Origin of the sequence: Oceanobacillus sp. FSL K6-0118 (assembly GCF_038006665.1) — a bacterium.
GTDB classification, from domain to species: domain Bacteria; phylum Bacillota; class Bacilli; order Bacillales; family Amphibacillaceae; genus Oceanobacillus; species Oceanobacillus caeni.
This window is the reverse complement of sequence record NZ_JBBOVR010000001.1, coordinates 1,661,148-1,679,873: the sequence shown is the minus strand read 5'-3', so window position 1 is coordinate 1,679,873 and position 18,726 is coordinate 1,661,148. Positions and strand designations below refer to the sequence as shown.

Genomic DNA, 18,726 nt, shown 5'->3' with positions numbered 1-18,726 from the left:
AGAAGAGGCATGCCAGGCAAGGGCAAGCAGCTCCGCTGTGGTTCCCTGCGGTGCATTTTTAGCTTGCGTAACGCTTGATATATTTTACAGGACTCGTTTGTAATTTTGTGTTGATTCGATTATGATTAAAGTAATGGATATATTGGTTTGCCGCATTTTGAACTTCGAATACAGTCTCTGTGTTTTCAAAAAAACATTCTATTTCACACTTGTAATGACTAAAGAAGTTTTCAATGCATGCGTTGTCCCAGCAGTTGCCTCTGCGGGACATGGATGGGGTGAGGCCCATCTCTTTGACACGCATTTGATAACCAGCGTTTGTGAACTGTGTGCCTTGATCACTATGTAAAATGGCACCTTTCACAAACTTTTTTTCTTTTAAACGATCTAACGCTTCGTATACAAGCTCTATATCCTGACGTTGACTAATAGAATACGCCACAATCTCGTCATGAAATAAATCTTTAATCGCACACAAATAAAGATTCTTGTTTGGCCCCTCTATCACTGGTAAATAGGTAATATCAATCGCAAACTTCATTCCGGGTTTCTTTGCTTGAAAGTTTCGATTTAATATATTCGGTACTTTTTTATTTATCTCGTTACGCTTAACAAAGCGCCTTTGGCGGATCTTACAACGAATACCATATTTCCGCATGATTTTAGAGACACGCATCTCTCCAACCTCAATGTCATATTCCTCCTTTAATGCCATTTTCATTCTTTTTCTTCCCAATGTACCACGGTGTTTATGATGTAATTGGATGATATAGTTGTATAATTCTTCGTCCTTTTGTGCCTGCACACTACCCCCTCCACGTTTTTTCCATTTGTAATAACCAGATCGTGATACATCAGTCAGTTGCACTAACATCGTAACAGGATAATCTTTCTCATTTGCTTCTATAAAGGCAAATTGTACCTCTTTCTGCTTTCTCACATCCTTTCCAGCTCCAAAAGCTTTTTTAAATATTCGATTTGTAATGCTTGTCGTTCGATAAGCTCATCTTTGGTTTCCTCTTCTTTTCGTTTCTGTTTACCTATGCTTTTCATACCTCTTGTATCTTTTAACGCTTCATAACCTCCTTCACGTACCTTATTAACCCACCGATTCGCTACTCGAGGTGCACTAATGTTATATTCCTTTATCAAATCTCGGATTGCATACCCCTCAAAATACTTTTCAACCACTTTTTTCTTTAATTCATAACTGTATCTTTTTAGTTGTCTTGTCATATTCATCCCCTATTTTCTATCTAATTCTATATATAAGATTATCAAATGAATAGGACACTTTCTAAAATTGTCTACTTTATAGATACAATATCATCATCTCATGGACATTATGAACTATTTTGAAGGCAGTTTTATCCGTGATACCCTCACGGACATTTCAAATTTTTTTGAATGCAGTTCTGTCCTTGATACCCTTCCCACAGACAAAGCTGCTACTTTAGCGCATAACAAAAAACAGGTGAAGAATCTAGATTCTCCACCTGTTTTTCCGAAAGTATACTTTTTCATCATGAAACGGTTACGCCGTTTACTTTTTCCTCCAGTTGAATCATTGCCTGTACAACTGAATCGCTTGTAATCGCTCCAGGTAGGACGTGAATAGATTCTTCTGGTTTAACAGCTTTTTCAGCAACTTGAATTAAATTCTCTTCATCTATTGTTTGTACACCTAGATATTTAAGTGAATTGGGTAAATGTAATTTTTGATAAAATGGTAATATCTCATCGATTTCCTTCCATTTATCTTCTAAAATGAGTTGGATTAAAATACCATATGCAACCTTATCACCATGAAGCGCTTGATGTGTTTCCTCGAGAGCAGTTAATCCATTATGAATGGCGTGGGCACCAGCAACCCTTCCATAATGATCACCAAATCCTCCAACCATTCCACCAATCATAATAATGGTTTCAGCAACTTTAATAAAATCATCATTCAAGACACCACTCTTCACCGCTTCAATCGCATGTTCTGAATGCTCAAGCAAGTTTTCTTTACACAGTTTCGCAGCATGATAAGAAATTTCCAACGCCGCTGATTTTGTATTCATTTTCCCTATTTGTACTTCGGCTTCATACCATTTTGCTAGGGTATCCCCGATTCCTGCAATAAACATATCAAGTGGTGCATGTAATAATATCTGTGGTTCTATTAACACGAGACTTGCATTTTCAGGGTATAAATCAAAACGTACAAAGGAACCATCATCATCATAGATCACACTAATCGGTGTCCAAGGAGCACAATTTGATGCAAGTGTCGGGATTAAAACATATGGGGTATGTGTGAGATGGGCTGAAGATTTTACAAGATCAAGAACCTTTCCTCCCCCAACACCAATGACAGCATCCACTTCCGCTTCCGTTATAACGTTAGATAAGGTATCGATTTCATTTAAGGAACATTCCCCATGATATAGGTATGCTTCACTTGAAATTTCTGAAAAAGAATTCCAGTAAGGCTTAACAGCTTCCCAAGACTTGGTTCCATGAACAATCAGTACCTTACGAAATCCACGCTCGATTAATTTATTTTCTAATCCGTTTAAAATTCCTTCTTCTAATATGTATTCACTTGGTGCTCCATGCACAGATATTGTATTTGTCATTATGCTCTCTCCTTTGTATATGAAAAAGGAGAAGGCTTAAGCCCCCTCACTCTTAACCATAAGAATAATCATTACTCAGTCATCCAGCTTGGTTTTCCAAACCCTTCGAATTCCTCATCAATCACTTTTTCAAATTCGTCTGATTCTACTACCTGAACAAGGTCCTTCGCTAGTTGACTATCTTCATTTTCAGCTTTAACAGCTATAACATTTCGATATTGATCTAACATATCTTCTAATGCTAAAGCATCAAGTAAATCCATATCTGCCGCTAAAGCATAGTTACCTGGTACCGCTGCTAAGTCAGCACTATCAACTGCACGAGGTAATTGACCAGCCTCAATTGGTTGGAATACTAGTTTTTTCGGATTTTCTTTAATATCTTTTTCTGAAACAGTTAATTCATCAGCATTTTCATCTAGTTTAATTAATCCTTCATCTTGAAGTGTATTAAATGCTCTAGCCCCATTCGTTGGGTCATTAGGAACTGCAACAGTTGCACCATCTTCTATTTTATCTATAGAATTATATTTGTTAGAAAATATTCCCATTGGTGCAGTTGGAACAATTTTCAATGCGGATAAATCCATATCATTCTCAGCTTCAAAGTTTTCCAGATAGATAGTATGTTGGAATAGATTTGCATCGATATCACCATTATTTAATGCGTTGTTCGGTTGGATATAGTCACTAAATTCAACCACTTCTACGGAATAACCCAAATCCTCTAGGCCTGGTTTTAACGCTTTATTTACCATATCACTGTACGGGCCAGGAGTAGCACCAATTTTAATTTCTTTTGAATTCCCTGTAGAACTATCGCTAGAACTTTCTTCACCATTACCGCCACCACAAGCAGCAAGCAAAGAAATAGCGATTAGAGCGATTAGTATAAAAATTTTCTTTTTCATTTTTCTTTTCCTTCTCCCTTATATTATTTATTAACAGCCTTGGCAATTTTGTCGCCAATAATCTGTATTAATTGAACAAGTACAATCAATATAACAACGGTAGTAATCATGATGGTGTCATCATAACGGTAGTATCCAAAACGAATGGCAAGGTCTCCAATTCCTCCACCACCGACAACACCAGCCATAGCTGATGTACCAACTAAACTTACAACAGTAATCGTAATCCCTGAGATAATCCCAGATTTTGCTTCAGGTAACAATACATCTTTAATAATCATCCATGGTGTACCCCCAGCTGCAATAGCGGCTTCAATCACACCATACTCAATTTTTCTAAGGGATGTTTCTACTAATCTCGCAAAAAACGGGATAGCCGCAACCGATAATGGAACCGATGCAGCTTTTGGTCCAATCGTAGAACCTGTAAGTTTAATTGTTAATGGAATAAGTGCCACTAATAAAATGATAAATGGAATGGACCGTATCATATTGACGATAAATCCTACAATCTGATTTACAAATCTGTTTTGCAAGAATAGTCCTTTATCTGTTACAAATATTAAAATTCCAATTGGCAATCCGAAAATCACTGCTACAAGTAATCCAACTGATATCATATAAAGTGTTTGAAGAAACACAGTGTTTAGCTCGGGAATTAATTCGATAATATGATTCACATCAAATTCCATCTTTTATCACCTCCACATGTGCTGAACGATTTTCAATATATTGGACCGCCTTGCTTACTTCATCCTTTTCCCCATTAAGCTCCATGACAAAAATTCCTAGCGGTGCGTCTTGAATATAGTCGATAGATCCATGCAAAAAATTACCTTTCACTTTAAATTTCTGTACCATGTCGGAAATAATACTTTCCCCGGCAATTTCCCCTTTAAAAATAACTTTCACTAATGTACCCGTCACCTTTTCTAGTACGGGAGCTGGTAAATCAAATGAAATAACACTTGAAATAAATTCCCTCGTTAATTCATTTTTAGGACTTGCAAAGATTTCATACACATCACCTTCTTCAACGACTTTTCCAGCTTGCATGATCGCCATTCGATGACATATTTCCTTTACTACGTCCATTTCATGTGTAATTAATACGATCGTAATATTCATCTCTTTATTAATCTTCTTTAATAATTGAAGAATCGATTTCGTTGTTGTAGGATCTAAGGCAGATGTTGCTTCATCACATAAAAGAACTTTTGGATCATTAGCAAGTGCTCTAGCAATCCCAACCCGTTGTTTTTGTCCACCACTTAATTGGCCTGGATAAACATCCCGCTTATCACTTAACCCAACCATCGCTAATAATTCCTCTACCCTTGACGCAATTTGATTGGAAGGAACTTTTGCTGCTTTTAGCGAAAAAGCAATGTTTTCAAAAACCGTTTTTTGACTAACCAGATTAAAGTCTTGGAAAATCATACCGATTTTTAATCTAGCTTGTCTCAGCTTTTCACTTTTTAATTTAGTTAAATCAACACCGTCTACTGTTATATTTCCTTTAGTTGGACGTTCTAATAAATTGATACATCGTACAAGGGAACTTTTACCAGCACCAGAATAACCAACGATGCCATAGATTTCACCTTCATTAATGGTTAGTGAAACATTGTTAACGCCACTAACTTCTCCTTTTTTCGTCTGATATACCTTTGACAAATGATTAATGTTTATCATCTATATCCCCTCGCTCTTTTTACAGCCAATATGACATATTTTTACGAAAAAAAATACTCCATTCATCTGAAAGGAGCATCGACACAAACAATGTATCTTCCGCTTATCTTCCAGAATGTGATCATTCTGTTGGACTTGGCACCTTCCCATAAGGGGGTTGCCGGACGTCATTGGGCCAATCCCTCGGTCACTCTTGATAAGTTATATGAAAATTATTAAGTTAAAATTTATTATACGGCTAGTTAGTAAAACTCGGGAGTTTGACACCCTAAAATAAAAAAAACGCGCAAAAGCCTTGGTACGGCTTTATTTTTTTGTCAAATTTTTCATAATTTTATTGCGTAACATTTCGTAATATACTATAATTAAGGTAACATTAGCTGCTTTGGGGGTAATTTTATGCGTATTAAAGTGAGTCGTTCTAAAAATTCCAAGTCTTATTTTGTAATTAAAGATATTTATCGGGGCAATAAAAGGACAACCAAAGTTGTTGAAGCCTTGGGAAATGACAAAGAAATTTTAGAAAAGCATCCTGGTGTGGATCCCTATACCTGGGCAAAAGAATACGCTAAAAAGTTAACACTGGAAGAAAAGGAACGAAACTATAAAATCGTCACCAAATACAGTCCTGCCAAGCAAATACCATTGAATAAACAGACGCTATTTAATGCTGGTTACCTCTTTTTACAATCTATTTACCATGGGTTAAAACTGGATAAAATTTGCCAGAAGATATCTCAGGAGTATGAATTCAAATATGATCTGAATGAAATACTTTCGCGCCTTCTTTATTTACGGATTCTACATCCGACCTCTAAAAAAGGAACGTTTGAACATTCGAAAGACTTACTTGAACCTGCACATTTTCAGTCACATCAAATTTATCGGGCACTTGGTGTCCTCGCCGAGCAATCAGATTACATAGAGGAAATGGTGTATAAAAACAGTCTAAATGTAGTGGATAGAAACACACAGATTCTATATTATGACTGCACAAACTTTTTCTTTGAAATCGAAGAAGAAGACGGTTTAAAACAATATGGAGTTTCTAAAGAAAATCGCCCCAACCCAATTGTTCAAATGGGACTGTTCATGGATGGGTCAGGCCTTCCACTTGCTTTTAGTATGACACCTGGAAATAGAAATGAACAAACAACCTTGAAACCGTTGGAACGTCGTATTTTAAAGGACTTTAACCTTTCAAAATTTGTTGTATGTACAGATGCCGGTCTATCTTCAAATAAGAATCGGATATATAATACTCGAGGAAAACGCGCCTTTGTAACTACGCAGTCTATCAAAAAACTGAAGAAATTTTTGAAGGAATGGTCTCTGGATCCTGAAGGGTGGCGAATACCAGGAAGTAATAAAAAGATAAATTTGAATGACATTCGCAATCTCGAAAATGACCAGAGAACGTACTACAAAGAGCGTTGGATCAAGGAAAATGATCTAGAACAAAAGTTAATTGTCACCTACTCCCCTGTTTATCAGCGTTATCAATCATCCATTCGAGCTAAACAAGTTGAACGAGCGAAGAAAAAGATGGAAAATCCAAGCTCGTTGAATAAACATAATCAGAATGACCCAAAGAGATTCATTAAAGCGACACATGTAACAGACAATGGTGAAATTGCGGATAAGACGCAAGCAACTCTGAATCAGAAACAGATTGATAACGAATCCATGTATGATGGATTTTATGCCGTATGTACCAATCTAGAATCAACTATTGAGGAAATAATTAAGATAAATCATGGGCGATGGGAGATTGAGGAGACATTCCGAATACTAAAAAGTGAATTCCAGGCTCGACCAGTTTACTTGCAAAGAGAAACCCGAATAAAGGCACATTTTCTAACATGCTTTTTGTCCTTATTGATCTATCGCATTCTAGAAAAAAAGTTGGATGAAAGATTTACATGTCCTGAATTAATTAGTACGTTAAGAAATATGAACATGCTAGAATTGGATGGAGAAGGATACATACCTGTATATACTCGAACAGAAATTACGGATGCATTACATGATGCATTTGGCTTTAGAACTGACTACGAAATAGTTACTCAAAAAAATATGAAAAAAATTTTTAAACAAACCAAAAGGGAAAAATAGTACGCAGTTTTATGCCTTAAAAAAATCGCCATAAACATTGATTTAGCAGTGTTTTTGGCGATTTTTAGTGTCAAACATGAGATTAAGTTAAAATTTATTATACGGCTAGTTAGTAAAACTGTCAATGAAGATTCGACATTTTTCTACAATTCCTAATTCATTAGTAACTTGGTAAAACAAAATTCTAACAACAACTATATGCTAATAAAGCATGTTAAAACCTGAGCTTCTTCATCATTGACTGGCACAAAGAGATGAGGTTTTTCCCCCTTGAAATAAGCACTATCCCCTTTTTCCATATAATAATTTTCCCCATCATAAAATAGATAGATAGACCCTTCCAAGATATATATAAACTCATCTTGTAAATGGGTATAAGTCTCCGTACGTAAATTTCTATGTTTAGGAGTGACATGAACAATGGTTGGTTCAATACTACTGAATTGAGAACGGTTTGCTAATAGCTCATAGGAATACCCCATATGTACATCACCAATTTGGGATTTCCTTTGTGATCTCTTCTGCAAAACTAATGAATCCTCTATTTTATCATCTAAAAGCCATGATAACGAAACATGTAATGCTTCACTTATCTTAGATAAAGTAGCTACAGCAGAAGCAGTTTGTCCGTTTTCAATTTTGGATAACATGCTTTTAGATATTCCACATTCGTCTGCAATTTGCTGTTGTGTTTTCTTTTGACGTAATCTTAATTCTTTTATTTTATGACCCAAATTTTTTAAATCGATAGAGACTCAGTCCTTTCCATTTAATCCCTACGAATACCAATGTTTTAATCATAGAATAGTACTTGATTCATAGTCAAGAAACTTCATACAACACGCTTCATTAAACGCATTTAAAAAGATGCTATTTATCGCTTAAATAAATAACATCTCCTCTCATTTAAAGACCACTTGCCAATAATGATCTACTAGGTAAAATCTTACCTAATTGATTTTGAATATACAAGGATGCTTCTTGTATTCTCTTTTCGTTAATACCGGTTTCAACCCCCATCCTATGAAGGAGATATAACACATCATTCGTCGCAACATTCCCTGCTGCCCCTGGTGCATAAGGGCATCCACCTAATCCTCCAATGGAACTATCAAATCGATAAATTCCATAATTCATAGCTGTCATAATATTCGCGATAGCCATTCCCCTCGTATCGTGAAAATGGAGAATAACTTTTTCAGTAGGATATCTTTTCAATATGTCATCCAGTAATGTTTCTACCTGTGATGGAACAGCAGAACCAATGGTATCCCCCAACGAAAGGTCATCAACACCGTACTCTAGTAATTTTTCACATATTGAAATTACAGCATCTGGTTTCATGTTCCCTTCATATGGACAGTCAAATACAGTTGATATATAAGCCGTAACGTGTTTGCCCTCTGCTTTCGCCTCTTCTATTACTTGTTTTAACACTGGGTACGTATCCTGTATCGTTTTATTTATATTCTTTTGATTATGTGTTTCACTCGCTGACATAAAAACAGATGCGCCATCAATTCCTGCTTCAAGTGCATATTCTAATCCTTTTTGGTTTGGAACCAAAGCAGAATAAACGACATTCGGATTTCGACTTATTTGTTTTCCAACCTCACGTGCATCTGATAGTGCTGGAATCATCTTTGGATTAACAAATGAGCTAAACTCTATTTCTTTTATCCCTGTATTTGATAACATATTTATCCAAGCAATTTTGGACTCAGTAGATACCCATTTTTTCTCATTTTGTAAACCATCCCGTGGCCCAACTTCCTTAATTTGTACAAACTTAGGGAGCTTCCCCATCATTAAGCCTCCTGTTTTTTAACATTTTCATAACTTAAAATGTTGACATTCCATTGATATTCTATGTTATGAGGTCATCAGGCAATTGGTGTTACATAGGTCTTAGTCATTCATTTCACCTTAAGTATTACAGTATATTCACTAGCGTTTATTATTATTCAACATTGTTGAATAAAGTATAACCGATTGTCAAAAGGAAAGTCAATGAAAGCAGAATCATATACTTATGTAAAAAAAATAACCCAGTCACGTTAAGAACTGAGTTACTAATTCAGCTATTTACCAAGGTTTTCTTGAACTACTTTTTCCATTCCCTTTTCCTCTTCTTCCCATCCTTTACAGACATCTACCCAATTCTTTGCGTGGGAATAAGTGAATATTTCATCGTTTGTTAATTCAATTGCACTATTTGTACTTCCGCACGCTGGATAAAGTGTGTCAAATCTTTTCATGGATATATCTAAATACACTTCCAAATCATTTTTCAAACCAAATGGACAAACACCGCCAATTGCATGTCCGGTTTGTTCTAATACTTGTTCTGGGGATAGCATTCTTGCTTTAAATCCAAACGTTTTACGAAATTTTTTATTATCAACTTTAGCATCTCCCGCTGCCACAACTAAAATAGCCTGTTCTTCTTCTCCTCTAAAGGATAACGTTTTTGCAATTCTTGCAGGTTCCACCCCGATTGTATCAGCCGCTTCTTGGACAGTGGCACTGGACGAATCGAATTCTAATATATCTTGTTCTCGATTAAATTGTTTAAAATGACGTTTCACACTTTCTATTGACATTCCTCTAACCTCTCCTTTAACCCTTATCCTAATCCGTAACATCATTTATACTGAAATTCGATATAATAGTCAAACTATTTGCCCCCTTCTGCAAATTACATATGTTGAACTTCTTACCATATTTATTAGAGTGGCGTGTTCTGCCCACAATCCCGTTTATGCTTCACTTCTATCCAGCCCATAAAGTATGTTATTTTAATCATAATAGAAAAAAGCAATCATCTAGGGAGTTAATTAAATGAAGGATATTATTATAAAAAAAATCAAGGAGATAGAGAAAGAAAAAAATATTAAAGTACTTTATGCTTGTGAGGCTGGTAGTAGAGCCTGGGGGTTACATGCAATTGACAGTGACTATGATGTCCGCTTTATTTATATTCATCCTACCGATTATTATTTAAGTATCGATCCAGTTGGAATTGGTAAGAAGAGGGATACTATTGAAGTCCCAATGCATTCTACCCTTGATTTACATGGTTGGGAACTTACAAAAGCATTGAGACTTTTCCGGAAATCAAACCCCGGGCTTCTAGAGTGGTTAAATAGTCCAATTGTTTATGTTGGACCATCCGATACTATTAAAGACATGATGGATTTTCAATCACAACTTTTTCAACCAAAGCCCTGTGTCCATCATTATATAAATATGGCAAAGAGCAATTTACGTAAATTAGACGAAACAACCGCAAATACCATTAAACTTTATATTCAAATTGTTAGGCCAATCTTGATAGCAAAATGGATTATAACTTATAGTACCTTTCCACCTATTCATCTTACAGCACTTGTTCATTTACTTTCGCCAACTGAAAAAAATGCTATAGAATGTTTAAGGGAAGTTAAAACAAAGCAACTATTGGAAGCGAATCTGCCAGTTGGAGAGCTTCAATCATTTATACGCAGGGAATTAGATTTTCTAGATAAGTCTGTCTCACATATGAAAACGAAACAAATACAAGTAACCAATAAATTAGACACATTGTTTCGTATGACATTAAAGAAAATATGGGAGAATTAAAAGGTGGCTTGATCATACTGAATCAAGCCACTTCTCTACATTAATTTAGAAAGAAACATCGTTGCGATGCCAAAATACACAAAAAGAGAAATAATATCATTAATGGTTGTAATGAGTGGCCCTGATGCAACGGCAGGGTCTACATTAAACTTATATAAAATAAGCGGAATAATCGTTCCCGATAAAGTACCAATAATTAACGTAACTAATAAAGAAACACCAACAACTAAACCCAATGTTGCATTCCCCTGCCAGAACAAGGCAATTATCGCAATAAGAATTCCACACGTTACACCTATGATAATTCCAACCCATAGTTCACGCATGACTAATTTTATAACTTCTTTAACATTCAAATCATCTTTTGTAAGTCCTCTCACTACAACTGCTAAGGATTGTGTTCCCGTATTCCCTGTCATTCCTGCAATCATTGGCATAAAGAATGCAAGAGCAACTACTTTATCCAACGTTTCTTCAAATCCAGCGATAATACTTCCTGAGACAATTCCAATAAATAATAAGAGAATAAGCCAAGGAAGTCTTCGGAATGCAGCAACAAATGGTTTGGTATTAAAATCAATCGCCTTACCAGATGCTGAAAGTTTTTCAATATCTTCATTAGCCTCTTGATAAATAATGTCCATTACATCATCTACTGTTACCACACCGACAAGTTTATTATTTTCTTCAATTACTGGTATGGAAATAAAATCGTATCGATTGATTAATTTTGCTACTTCTTCTTGGTCAGTATGGACGTCTACTGTCACTACACGGGAAAACATAATATCTTCTATTTTCTCGTACATGTCAGCAAGAAGTAGATCTTTATACGATACAACTCCTACTAATTCCTTTTTTTCACCTATCACATACAAATAGTTCAAGTATTCCGCTAGTTCCGCAAAGTGTTTTAGCTTATCAACTGCTTCACGTACTGTATATGTTTTGGGAATCCATACATATAGGTTGGTCATAATTCTCCCAGCCGTTTCAGGAGAATATTTCATCATATTTTGAACAATCGTGGATTCCTCTTCCTTCATTTCTGAAAGAATTTCTTCGACTTTTTCTGGTTCTAATTCTTCTAATAGAGAAACAAGATCATCATTATCCATCAAATCGAGGACTTGAGTGGAACGCTCAATCCCTAATTTTTCTAGAACAAGCAACTGGTCTTCCTTATCAAGTTCTTGAATCATATAGGTCAATTGCTCTGTAGGGAGATACATTATAAATTTGTTTTTATGCTTATTCGGTAAATTCAAGTATTGTTGTGCGATGTCATATGGCTGCAATTCATCCATTATAGATAAAAATTGTTCCTTTTTCCTATCCTTTAAGGTTTGAATAATCGCAAGTGTTGTTTCATTTTCTGTCATCTCAAGAGACATAACAATTGCCTCCTTCCTTCAGTTGTCCATTAACATTATAGCTTTAAATAAATATGTGTAAACCAAAGTCATGTAATATTACATTTTTATTACATTTGTTATATTCCAAACGGAAAATTCCTGACATTCCAATCAATGGAAATGATATCGAACTGGATGAAACTTCCAACACCTCCCCTACTATAGATCAGTACTAGAATAGGAGTCAATCCATTTCTCATGGAATTTTTTGGATCATGCGAAGTTATATTACAACTAGTAATCTAGTATATATTCTAGAAAAATAGGAGGAGTATGAATAAGATGAATAGGATTATGAAACTTCTATTAACTATATCAATGATTGCTAGTTTATTTACGATACCAATGAGTGCAGATGCTGCTTCTTACAAAATACAAGAAGGAGATTCATTCCATTCTATTGCGAAGAAGTTTAGTACAACGATAACAAACTTACAAATTGCCAATAAACGTTCTGGTAATGTTTTATATGCCGGAGAAACCATCCAAGTTCCAGACGATATTCCTTTGAAAGACAAAGAATTGATGGCTAAGCTTGTTCATGCAGAAGCAAAAGGAGAACCGTATGCTGGCAAAGTAGGTGTTGCTACGGTTGTTTTAAATCGTGTGGATCATAAAGAATTCCCTGATACGATTCGGGAGGTTATTTATGAAAAAGTAGGTGGGGCTTACGCGTTTACACCCGTACAAAACGGCAAAATTAATGGCAATTATACAGATGAAGATATGAAAGCAGTAAATGAAGCCATTGCATATCGCGGGCAAAGCGATGGATCCATCTATTTCTACAATCCGAAAACTTCCACAAGTAAGTGGATCTTTTCAAGAGAAACAACCGTTACTATAGGGAACCATCGTTTTGCTAAATAGATGAAATGGGGTTACATGTGACATATATCACAATAGTTAGAGGTATCATTTGATATAATAATATTGAACATAGGAAATATTATATATCAAATCCCATTCAATGGAGGAATAAAAAATGGAAAACGAAAAAGCAGATAGATTACGTATCATGCTTCAAGAAGCATTACAACCAATTTTAGACCGTTTAGATCGTATCGAGAATGAAATAAAATCTTTAAAAGAGCAAGATAAACAATAAAGGATTAGAGAAGGAGGACTTCTCTAATCCTTTTTGTTATTCATGTTTAAGGTCCTGAATTTTCTTCGTTAACGTTTTAAAACGTTCATCTAACTCTGGATAGGAAGAATCATTGGGGGTTAGAAGACTAAGTTTTCCCAACACTTCTTGTCTTTCTGTTTCTAATTTTAATACCAACTCAGCCTTATCTTCCGGTTCCTTTGATTCATTAGTTAATTTCTTATGAACACGTTGATTCGAAATAATCAATTGACTATCCGTTATTTTATCAAGAAAATAACGATCATGAGAAACAACGATTAATGTGCCATTATACTGTGCCAACGTTTCTTCCAATTGTTCTCGAGAAGGTAAATCAAGATGGTTTGTGGGTTCATCCAAGATAAGCACATCTTTCTCTTCTAATATATAGACCAAAAGCTTACACTTCACTCGTTCCCCCATACTCATGAACTTAATCGGTTCATTCCATTGCGATGCTTCAAACCCTAAATGCTTCATGGCATTTTGGACTTTCCCCCTATTCTCAAATGTTTCTGTATGGAATAGCTCTTCTGGCGTTTTTTCAAGGGGTAAATCAAAAACTTCTTGGGTCAAATATCCAATATTTGCAGAAGGGGAAATCCATATTTCTCCATCAGCTTGTTCCGTTCCCATTATCATTTTCAGTAATGTCGTCTTTCCACTTCCATTTGGGCCAATAAGTGCCACCTTTTCCCCGTATTTTATATAAAAATGAACACCTGTAAATAGTGTTTTCCCATCAAAAGATTTTGATAGACTTTTCACCTCTAAAAAACGCTTCCCAACCTTCGTGTTTGCAGTCATAGAAAATTGAACGGTATATTCAGGTTTTACAAAGTCAACCTTTGCTCTATCTAACTCCTTTTCAAGTCGCTTTTGCTTGGATTTAATTTGGGAATCCATTCGTTTTGCCTTTTTACGATGGTATTCTTTAGAACCCATCTTGGGACCTTCCTGTTTCGTTGATTGAGCATGTGCTTTCGTGGACCAAGAAGATAATTCGTTCATTTGTCCCTCAATCCGTTTCCTCATTTTTTGCTGTTTTTCATATGCACGTTGCTGAGATAATCTTTTCTCTTTGCGATATTCTATAAAACCTGAGTAGTTCCCAGAATGCTCTGTTAATAATTTGTCTTCTAAAGACCAAATTTTCGTTGCAACAGCATCCATAAAATGACGATCATGGGAAACAAAAATAATAGTACCTTCGTAATCTTGCATGTATTGTTTTAATAATTCCATACTTTCTTCATCTAAATGATTCGTAGGTTCATCTAATAATAGCAGCTCTGCTTGTTTTGAAAGACCATTTGCTAGTCGTGCTTTCAATCTTTCTCCACCACTTAATTGCCTAAAGTCATTTTCCGGTACATTCCAGTAACTTAATAATTTTGCCTCAGAAGGGGATGAATGATAAGCGGAAAAAGATTTCGTTTCTTGTTCCACCATAACTGTTCTTATATTTTTATGAATAAAGGTAATCTGCCCTTTTGTTGGCTGAATTTCACCTTGTATTAATTCAAGTAATGTCGTTTTACCAGCACCATTCTTTCCAATCACACCAATAATATCGCCTTCGTGTACCATAGCATTTACATTTTTAAATATTTCCGTATCCTTTATTTCATATGTCACATTCGTTAATTTCAAAATTTCTCTCATACGATCGTCCCTTTCCTTGTAAGGGAGGATTCCACCATATAAAGCTTTATCATTTAACTTAAAATATTGAAAAAATCCTCCCAATATCATTGGAAGGATTAGCCATGCCTTTACATAACAAATAAAAAGACTTCCATCAGCGAAGGCTTTCCTTCATCCCCCACTAATGAGCAGTTAATCTCCCACCTAACTTCTTTGTTTATCCAGAAGCTTGGAGGAGGGAGTGTTACTTCCCGTTTAGATGGGATAAATCTACTTATTATGTAAAATAGAAACGCTCGATTATAAATGGGCAGACTAATCCTATTTATTCCTGGTTGAAATCAAAATTATTTCATTTCAAACGTTTAAAATAAGATTAATTTTTCATTGTCCACCCATCAGTCCTCTCATTTAATTCTTCTTGTAGTATATCACATGACTGAAAAAGGGTCACTAAATTATATTTCTATTTCAAGACAAATTTCGTTTTACTATAACCTTCTTTTGTTTTTGCAACTTGTAAAACGGCTGGAAACATGTTTTTCAATTCCTGAACATGAGAAATAACCCCAATCATGCGACCGGTTTGTTGTAATTCAATTAAGGTATCAATGGCTTTAAATAAGGATTCCTCATCTAATGACCCAAAACCTTCATCAATGAACATGGTTTCAATGGAAATATTCCCTTGGAAACTTTGGATGACATCTGACATTCCTAATGCAAGACATAAGGAAGCATTGAATTTTTCCCCACCTGATAATGTCTTGACATCCCGGGTTTGTCCAGTATACGTGTCGAAAACATCGAGTCCAAGTCCACTTTGTTTTCCATGGGATTCTTGGCGGTCACTGCGAATTAAATAAAATTGCCCATTGGATAACCGTTTTAATCGATGGTTTGCTGCTTCAATAATTCTTTCCAAATATTCAATCTGCAAATAACGTTCGAATGAGATCCGCTTGTCGTTTTGTCCACGTAGCATGTCATGCAAATCCGTAATCATAGACAAATCTTTTTCAAATTTAACTACCTGCTCATGCCCATCTAAAATATGAATTATTAATTTATCTGCCTCTTGATAATATTCCTTGGAAAGATTTAAACGAGTTAGCTTATTTTCATATTGCTGTTTCAGCTGTTCAAGTTGTGACTCCAACTGGATTAAATCCTGCCTTCTTTTATCCTTTAAAGAAAGCTGTAATTCATGAACCTGGGATTTTACGGTTGATAATTCTTCATTAAATTGCTGAATGGCAACTTTCCATTTCTGTTGCTCAACTTCGGACATTTTTGCATTTTTATACGCTTCTAAACTAGCGAAAGCCGCTTCTTCCAGTTTCGTTTTAAATTCAATTTCAGCTTTCTGCTTTTTCTCCTTTGTTTCTTCTAGTTGTTTTATCGCATGATGCAAATTAGCATCTGTCTTAGTATCCTCTTCTTTTGCCTGTTCTAACTGCTTTTGAGCTAATTCCCAACTTTTTTCTAATTTTTGTTTATGATTAGCCGTTTTTTCAATTTCACTCTCTAAAACAGTTAGATTTCTTACGTCTTCGGGAACGTGATTTAATCTTTCCTCATAGCGAGTTAAAGCTGTTCTATATTCCTCTTTATACTGTGCATGAATATGATCTAGCTTTTCTTTTTTCGTTTGAAGCTCTCTGATAACAGTTAATTCTTTTTCATGATTCAATCTTAAACTTCTTAATTCCTCAGCTAACTTTAATAATTGATCTACCTCTTCTTTTACCCTTTTACCTTCTATAACCACTTCATCATAAATACGAATAGCTTCTTCTTTTGGAATGTTAAATTGCTCCAGTAATTCGGATTCCATTTCTTTCATATTGCTTTTATTAGCGGCTAATACTCCATCCGCTTTTCGATAAAGCTCCGCTGAATTATCTAGGTTTACTCTCAAAGATTGGAGCTCTTCTCTAGTTACAACTTTCCCACTATTTACAGCCTTTTGTGGGTGCTCCTTACTTCCACAAACCGGGCAAGCTTCCCCATCATGTAAATGCTCTGCCAAAACAACTGCTTGGTTATTTAACCATATTTCTTCCTGTTCTTGATAGATTTGCTTTAACTGATCATAGGCCTGCTTTTTATTAACAACATCCGCTTCCAACTCATTCATTCGCTTCTGTAATTTTTTGTAATCTAATAAAGCTTGTCCTTTCACCTTTAATTCCGATAATTTTTCCTGTTTATCTTGCAATAGAGTTGTTTTTTCATCCAGTTCTTTTATTTTTTGGTAGTGATCATCACTCATTTTTTGCTTTTGAACAACATCTTTATTAACTTTCTCAAGATTAATAGAGGCTGTTTCTACTTGTTTCTTAAGTCCATCAATATGCTGTTTCGTTTTTTCCATTTCTTGCACCATTGGCAGAATATCTTTAAGATGATCCAGTTTTTTAGTTACTTGTTCACGTTCGTCTTTTTTAGCTTCCTGCTCTCGAAATACGTCACGTGCTTGTTCGAATTGTTCAGTAGATTTACTTTTGGCCAATTTTGCTTGTTTCAAAAGATTCGATTTATGTTCTTCATCTAGCCGCCAATCATTCACTTGCTTTTCGTATATTTCAATTGCAGCTGCTCGTTCTGCCACTTCTAGTTCACGTTGTTTTATTTCAACGTTAGGTTTCTTTTCTTCTAATTGCTGTAGTCGAGCCTTTTTCTCATCTAACTCTTGGAATCGTTCATTTATTACTTTTGCTTGAAAATACTCAGATTGTTTCTTGTTATGCATGGCATATGCATCATCATACTCTTTTTGATCGTTTTTTATTTGCTTAATGTAAAATTCCATCTCTTCTTTTAAGCCAGCAATAACTTGATTAACATTGAAATGTTCTTCTGAGATTACTTGAAATAATAAGGAATCCTCTCGATTTGGTAGATTAGATGATATACCTTGAATATAATGATCGATAGCTTGTTTTGCTTGATTATATGATTGTTTAACAGTTTGCTTCTTTTCGTTTAGTTGCCCTACTAGTTGTTGATAAGATTCTGTTTTAAAAATCCGACGTAATATTTCTTCTTTATTTTCTGTCTCTGAAGTAAGTAATTTACGAAATTCCCCTTGCGGCAACATCACGATTTGCTTAAATTGATCCTTCGTTAATCCGATAAGAGTCTCTACTTTTCTATCAATTTCTGAAACGATTTGCCGATCGACACAAGGAATTTCTTTATCTCCTATAATTTCATAAAACTCGTATTTATCCCCAGTTTTCGTCTTATTTCCTTTTTTAACATGGCCTAATTGACGTAAAATACGATAGATTCGACCATGTAATTCAAATATAAGCTCAACAGAAGTATGCGTATTATCTTCCGCAAAATCACTACGGAGCATTGTCTGGTTTTCACGATCTGAACCACTTGCACTACCATATAACGCAAAACAAATACCATCAAAAATGGTTGTTTTTCCAGCACCAGTGTTTCCAGATATGACAAATAAATGGTTTTGATCCAATTCTGTAAAATCGATGGTTTCACTATATTTATAAGGGCCAAAAGCCGTCATCGTTAACTTTAGTGGTTTCATTGTATGA

16 protein-coding genes and 1 riboswitch are annotated in these 18,726 nt (G+C 35.2%); of the genes, 4 read left to right on the top strand and 12 right to left on the bottom strand.

Translation table 11 applies throughout. The annotated features are described in order from the left end of the window. Positions 1 to 58 precede the first annotated feature (58 nt). The 6 genes from MHI02_RS08705 to MHI02_RS08680 form a co-directional block, all read right to left on the bottom strand. On the bottom strand, positions 59 to 940 hold the full coding sequence (locus MHI02_RS08705) for an IS3 family transposase (protein WP_052771790.1): 882 nt from the start codon (positions 938 to 940) through the stop codon (positions 59 to 61). Next, a complete protein-coding gene (locus MHI02_RS08700) occupies positions 937 to 1,236 on the bottom strand; it encodes a helix-turn-helix domain-containing protein (protein WP_052771789.1) in 300 nt (99 codons plus the stop codon). The genes MHI02_RS08705 and MHI02_RS08700 overlap by 4 nt, the downstream gene beginning before the upstream one ends. 287 nt (positions 1,237 to 1,523) lie before the next feature. Continuing rightward, positions 1,524 to 2,624, bottom strand: a complete 1,101-nt coding sequence (locus tag MHI02_RS08695) for an iron-containing alcohol dehydrogenase family protein (protein ID WP_047185772.1) — start codon at positions 2,622 to 2,624, stop codon at positions 1,524 to 1,526. Between the two features lie 71 nt (positions 2,625 to 2,695). Further along, entirely contained in the window at positions 2,696 to 3,535 is an 840-nt protein-coding gene (locus MHI02_RS08690) for a MetQ/NlpA family ABC transporter substrate-binding protein (protein ID WP_047185771.1), read from the bottom strand. Positions 3,536 to 3,558: 23 nt separating this feature from the next. Continuing rightward, on the bottom strand, positions 3,559 to 4,227 hold the full coding sequence (locus MHI02_RS08685; RefSeq protein ID WP_341165851.1) for a methionine ABC transporter permease: 669 nt from the start codon (positions 4,225 to 4,227) through the stop codon (positions 3,559 to 3,561). Then, entirely contained in the window at positions 4,217 to 5,230 is a 1,014-nt protein-coding gene (locus MHI02_RS08680; RefSeq protein ID WP_341165850.1) for a methionine ABC transporter ATP-binding protein, read from the bottom strand. The genes MHI02_RS08685 and MHI02_RS08680 overlap by 11 nt, the downstream gene beginning before the upstream one ends. A 100-nt stretch (positions 5,231 to 5,330) precedes the next feature. Beyond that, positions 5,331 to 5,433: riboswitch (SAM riboswitch) on the bottom strand. Positions 5,434 to 5,629: 196 nt separating this feature from the next. Between MHI02_RS08680 and MHI02_RS08675 the strand changes: the two genes are divergently transcribed. After that, the gene (locus MHI02_RS08675; protein WP_047184088.1) at positions 5,630 to 7,345 is read left to right on the top strand and encodes an IS1634 family transposase; all 1,716 of its coding nucleotides are present in this window, start codon (positions 5,630 to 5,632) and stop codon (positions 7,343 to 7,345) included. Positions 7,346 to 7,539: 194 nt separating this feature from the next. On the opposite strand, the gene MHI02_RS08670 is transcribed toward MHI02_RS08675, so the two are convergent. The 3 genes from MHI02_RS08670 to MHI02_RS08660 all read right to left on the bottom strand — a co-directional run bounded on the left by MHI02_RS08670 (position 7,540) and on the right by MHI02_RS08660 (position 9,948). Continuing rightward, on the bottom strand, positions 7,540 to 8,079 hold the full coding sequence (locus MHI02_RS08670) for a helix-turn-helix domain-containing protein (RefSeq protein WP_244987036.1): 540 nt from the start codon (positions 8,077 to 8,079) through the stop codon (positions 7,540 to 7,542). Between the two features lie 172 nt (positions 8,080 to 8,251). Next, positions 8,252 to 9,151, bottom strand: coding sequence for a hydroxymethylglutaryl-CoA lyase (locus MHI02_RS08665; protein ID WP_060668559.1), 900 nt, complete (start codon positions 9,149 to 9,151; stop codon positions 8,252 to 8,254). Positions 9,152 to 9,426: 275 nt separating this feature from the next. Beyond that, the gene (locus tag MHI02_RS08660; protein ID WP_047185766.1) at positions 9,427 to 9,948 is read right to left on the bottom strand and encodes a YbaK/EbsC family protein; all 522 of its coding nucleotides are present in this window, start codon (positions 9,946 to 9,948) and stop codon (positions 9,427 to 9,429) included. 238 nt (positions 9,949 to 10,186) lie between these two features. Between MHI02_RS08660 and MHI02_RS08655 the strand changes: the two genes are divergently transcribed. Continuing rightward, positions 10,187 to 10,966 (top strand): nucleotidyltransferase domain-containing protein, encoded by a 780-nt coding sequence (locus MHI02_RS08655; protein ID WP_047185765.1) that lies wholly within the window; start codon positions 10,187 to 10,189, stop codon positions 10,964 to 10,966. A gap of 35 nt (positions 10,967 to 11,001) precedes the next feature. Here the strand turns inward: MHI02_RS08655 and mgtE are convergent, their stop codons facing one another. Beyond that, on the bottom strand, positions 11,002 to 12,360 hold the full coding sequence (mgtE, locus tag MHI02_RS08650) for a magnesium transporter (protein ID WP_047185764.1): 1,359 nt from the start codon (positions 12,358 to 12,360) through the stop codon (positions 11,002 to 11,004). Positions 12,361 to 12,663: 303 nt separating this feature from the next. Here mgtE and MHI02_RS08645 point away from each other — a divergent pair, with 303 nt between their 5' ends. Both MHI02_RS08645 and MHI02_RS08640 read left to right on the top strand, forming a co-directional pair. After that, complete coding sequence (locus MHI02_RS08645; protein WP_047185763.1) at positions 12,664 to 13,251, top strand: cell wall hydrolase; 588 nt, start codon at positions 12,664 to 12,666, stop codon at positions 13,249 to 13,251. A 115-nt stretch (positions 13,252 to 13,366) separates the two neighbouring features. After that, positions 13,367 to 13,489, top strand: a complete 123-nt coding sequence (locus tag MHI02_RS08640; RefSeq protein ID WP_255449125.1) for a hypothetical protein — start codon at positions 13,367 to 13,369, stop codon at positions 13,487 to 13,489. 36 nt (positions 13,490 to 13,525) lie between these two features. On the opposite strand, the gene abc-f is transcribed toward MHI02_RS08640, so the two are convergent. Beyond that, positions 13,526 to 15,175 carry a ribosomal protection-like ABC-F family protein gene (gene abc-f / locus MHI02_RS08635; protein WP_204798561.1) on the bottom strand — a complete coding sequence of 550 codons (1,650 nt, stop codon included), beginning with the start codon at positions 15,173 to 15,175 and terminating at the stop codon, positions 13,526 to 13,528. 448 nt (positions 15,176 to 15,623) lie between these two features. After that, positions 15,624 to 18,719 (bottom strand): SMC family ATPase, encoded by a 3,096-nt coding sequence (locus tag MHI02_RS08630; RefSeq protein WP_341165849.1) that lies wholly within the window; start codon positions 18,717 to 18,719, stop codon positions 15,624 to 15,626. Positions 18,720 to 18,726 lie beyond the last annotated feature (7 nt).

Excerpts from the sequence above, each read along its gene's own strand:
- MHI02_RS08695 (WP_047185772.1), bottom strand. The coding sequence starts at position 2,624 with ATGACAAATACAATATCTGTGCATGGAGCACCAAGTGAATACATATTA.
- MHI02_RS08640 (WP_255449125.1), top strand. The coding sequence starts at position 13,367 with ATGGAAAACGAAAAAGCAGATAGATTACGTATCATGCTTCAAGAAGCA.
- MHI02_RS08690 (WP_047185771.1), bottom strand. The coding sequence starts at position 3,535 with ATGAAAAAGAAAATTTTTATACTAATCGCTCTAATCGCTATTTCTTTG.
- MHI02_RS08645 (WP_047185763.1), top strand. The coding sequence starts at position 12,664 with ATGAATAGGATTATGAAACTTCTATTAACTATATCAATGATTGCTAGT.
- MHI02_RS08630 (WP_341165849.1), bottom strand. The coding sequence starts at position 18,719 with ATGAAACCACTAAAGTTAACGATGACGGCTTTTGGCCCTTATAAATAT.
- MHI02_RS08680 (WP_341165850.1), bottom strand. The coding sequence starts at position 5,230 with ATGATAAACATTAATCATTTGTCAAAGGTATATCAGACGAAAAAAGGA.
- abc-f (WP_204798561.1), bottom strand. The coding sequence starts at position 15,175 with ATGAGAGAAATTTTGAAATTAACGAATGTGACATATGAAATAAAGGAT.
- MHI02_RS08655 (WP_047185765.1), top strand. The coding sequence starts at position 10,187 with ATGAAGGATATTATTATAAAAAAAATCAAGGAGATAGAGAAAGAAAAA.
- MHI02_RS08675 (WP_047184088.1), top strand. The coding sequence starts at position 5,630 with ATGCGTATTAAAGTGAGTCGTTCTAAAAATTCCAAGTCTTATTTTGTA.
- MHI02_RS08685 (WP_341165851.1), bottom strand. The coding sequence starts at position 4,227 with ATGGAATTTGATGTGAATCATATTATCGAATTAATTCCCGAGCTAAAC.
- MHI02_RS08665 (WP_060668559.1), bottom strand. The coding sequence starts at position 9,151 with ATGGGGAAGCTCCCTAAGTTTGTACAAATTAAGGAAGTTGGGCCACGG.
- MHI02_RS08700 (WP_052771789.1), bottom strand. The coding sequence starts at position 1,236 with ATGACAAGACAACTAAAAAGATACAGTTATGAATTAAAGAAAAAAGTG.
- MHI02_RS08660 (WP_047185766.1), bottom strand. The coding sequence starts at position 9,948 with ATGTCAATAGAAAGTGTGAAACGTCATTTTAAACAATTTAATCGAGAA.
- mgtE (WP_047185764.1), bottom strand. The coding sequence starts at position 12,360 with ATGTCTCTTGAGATGACAGAAAATGAAACAACACTTGCGATTATTCAA.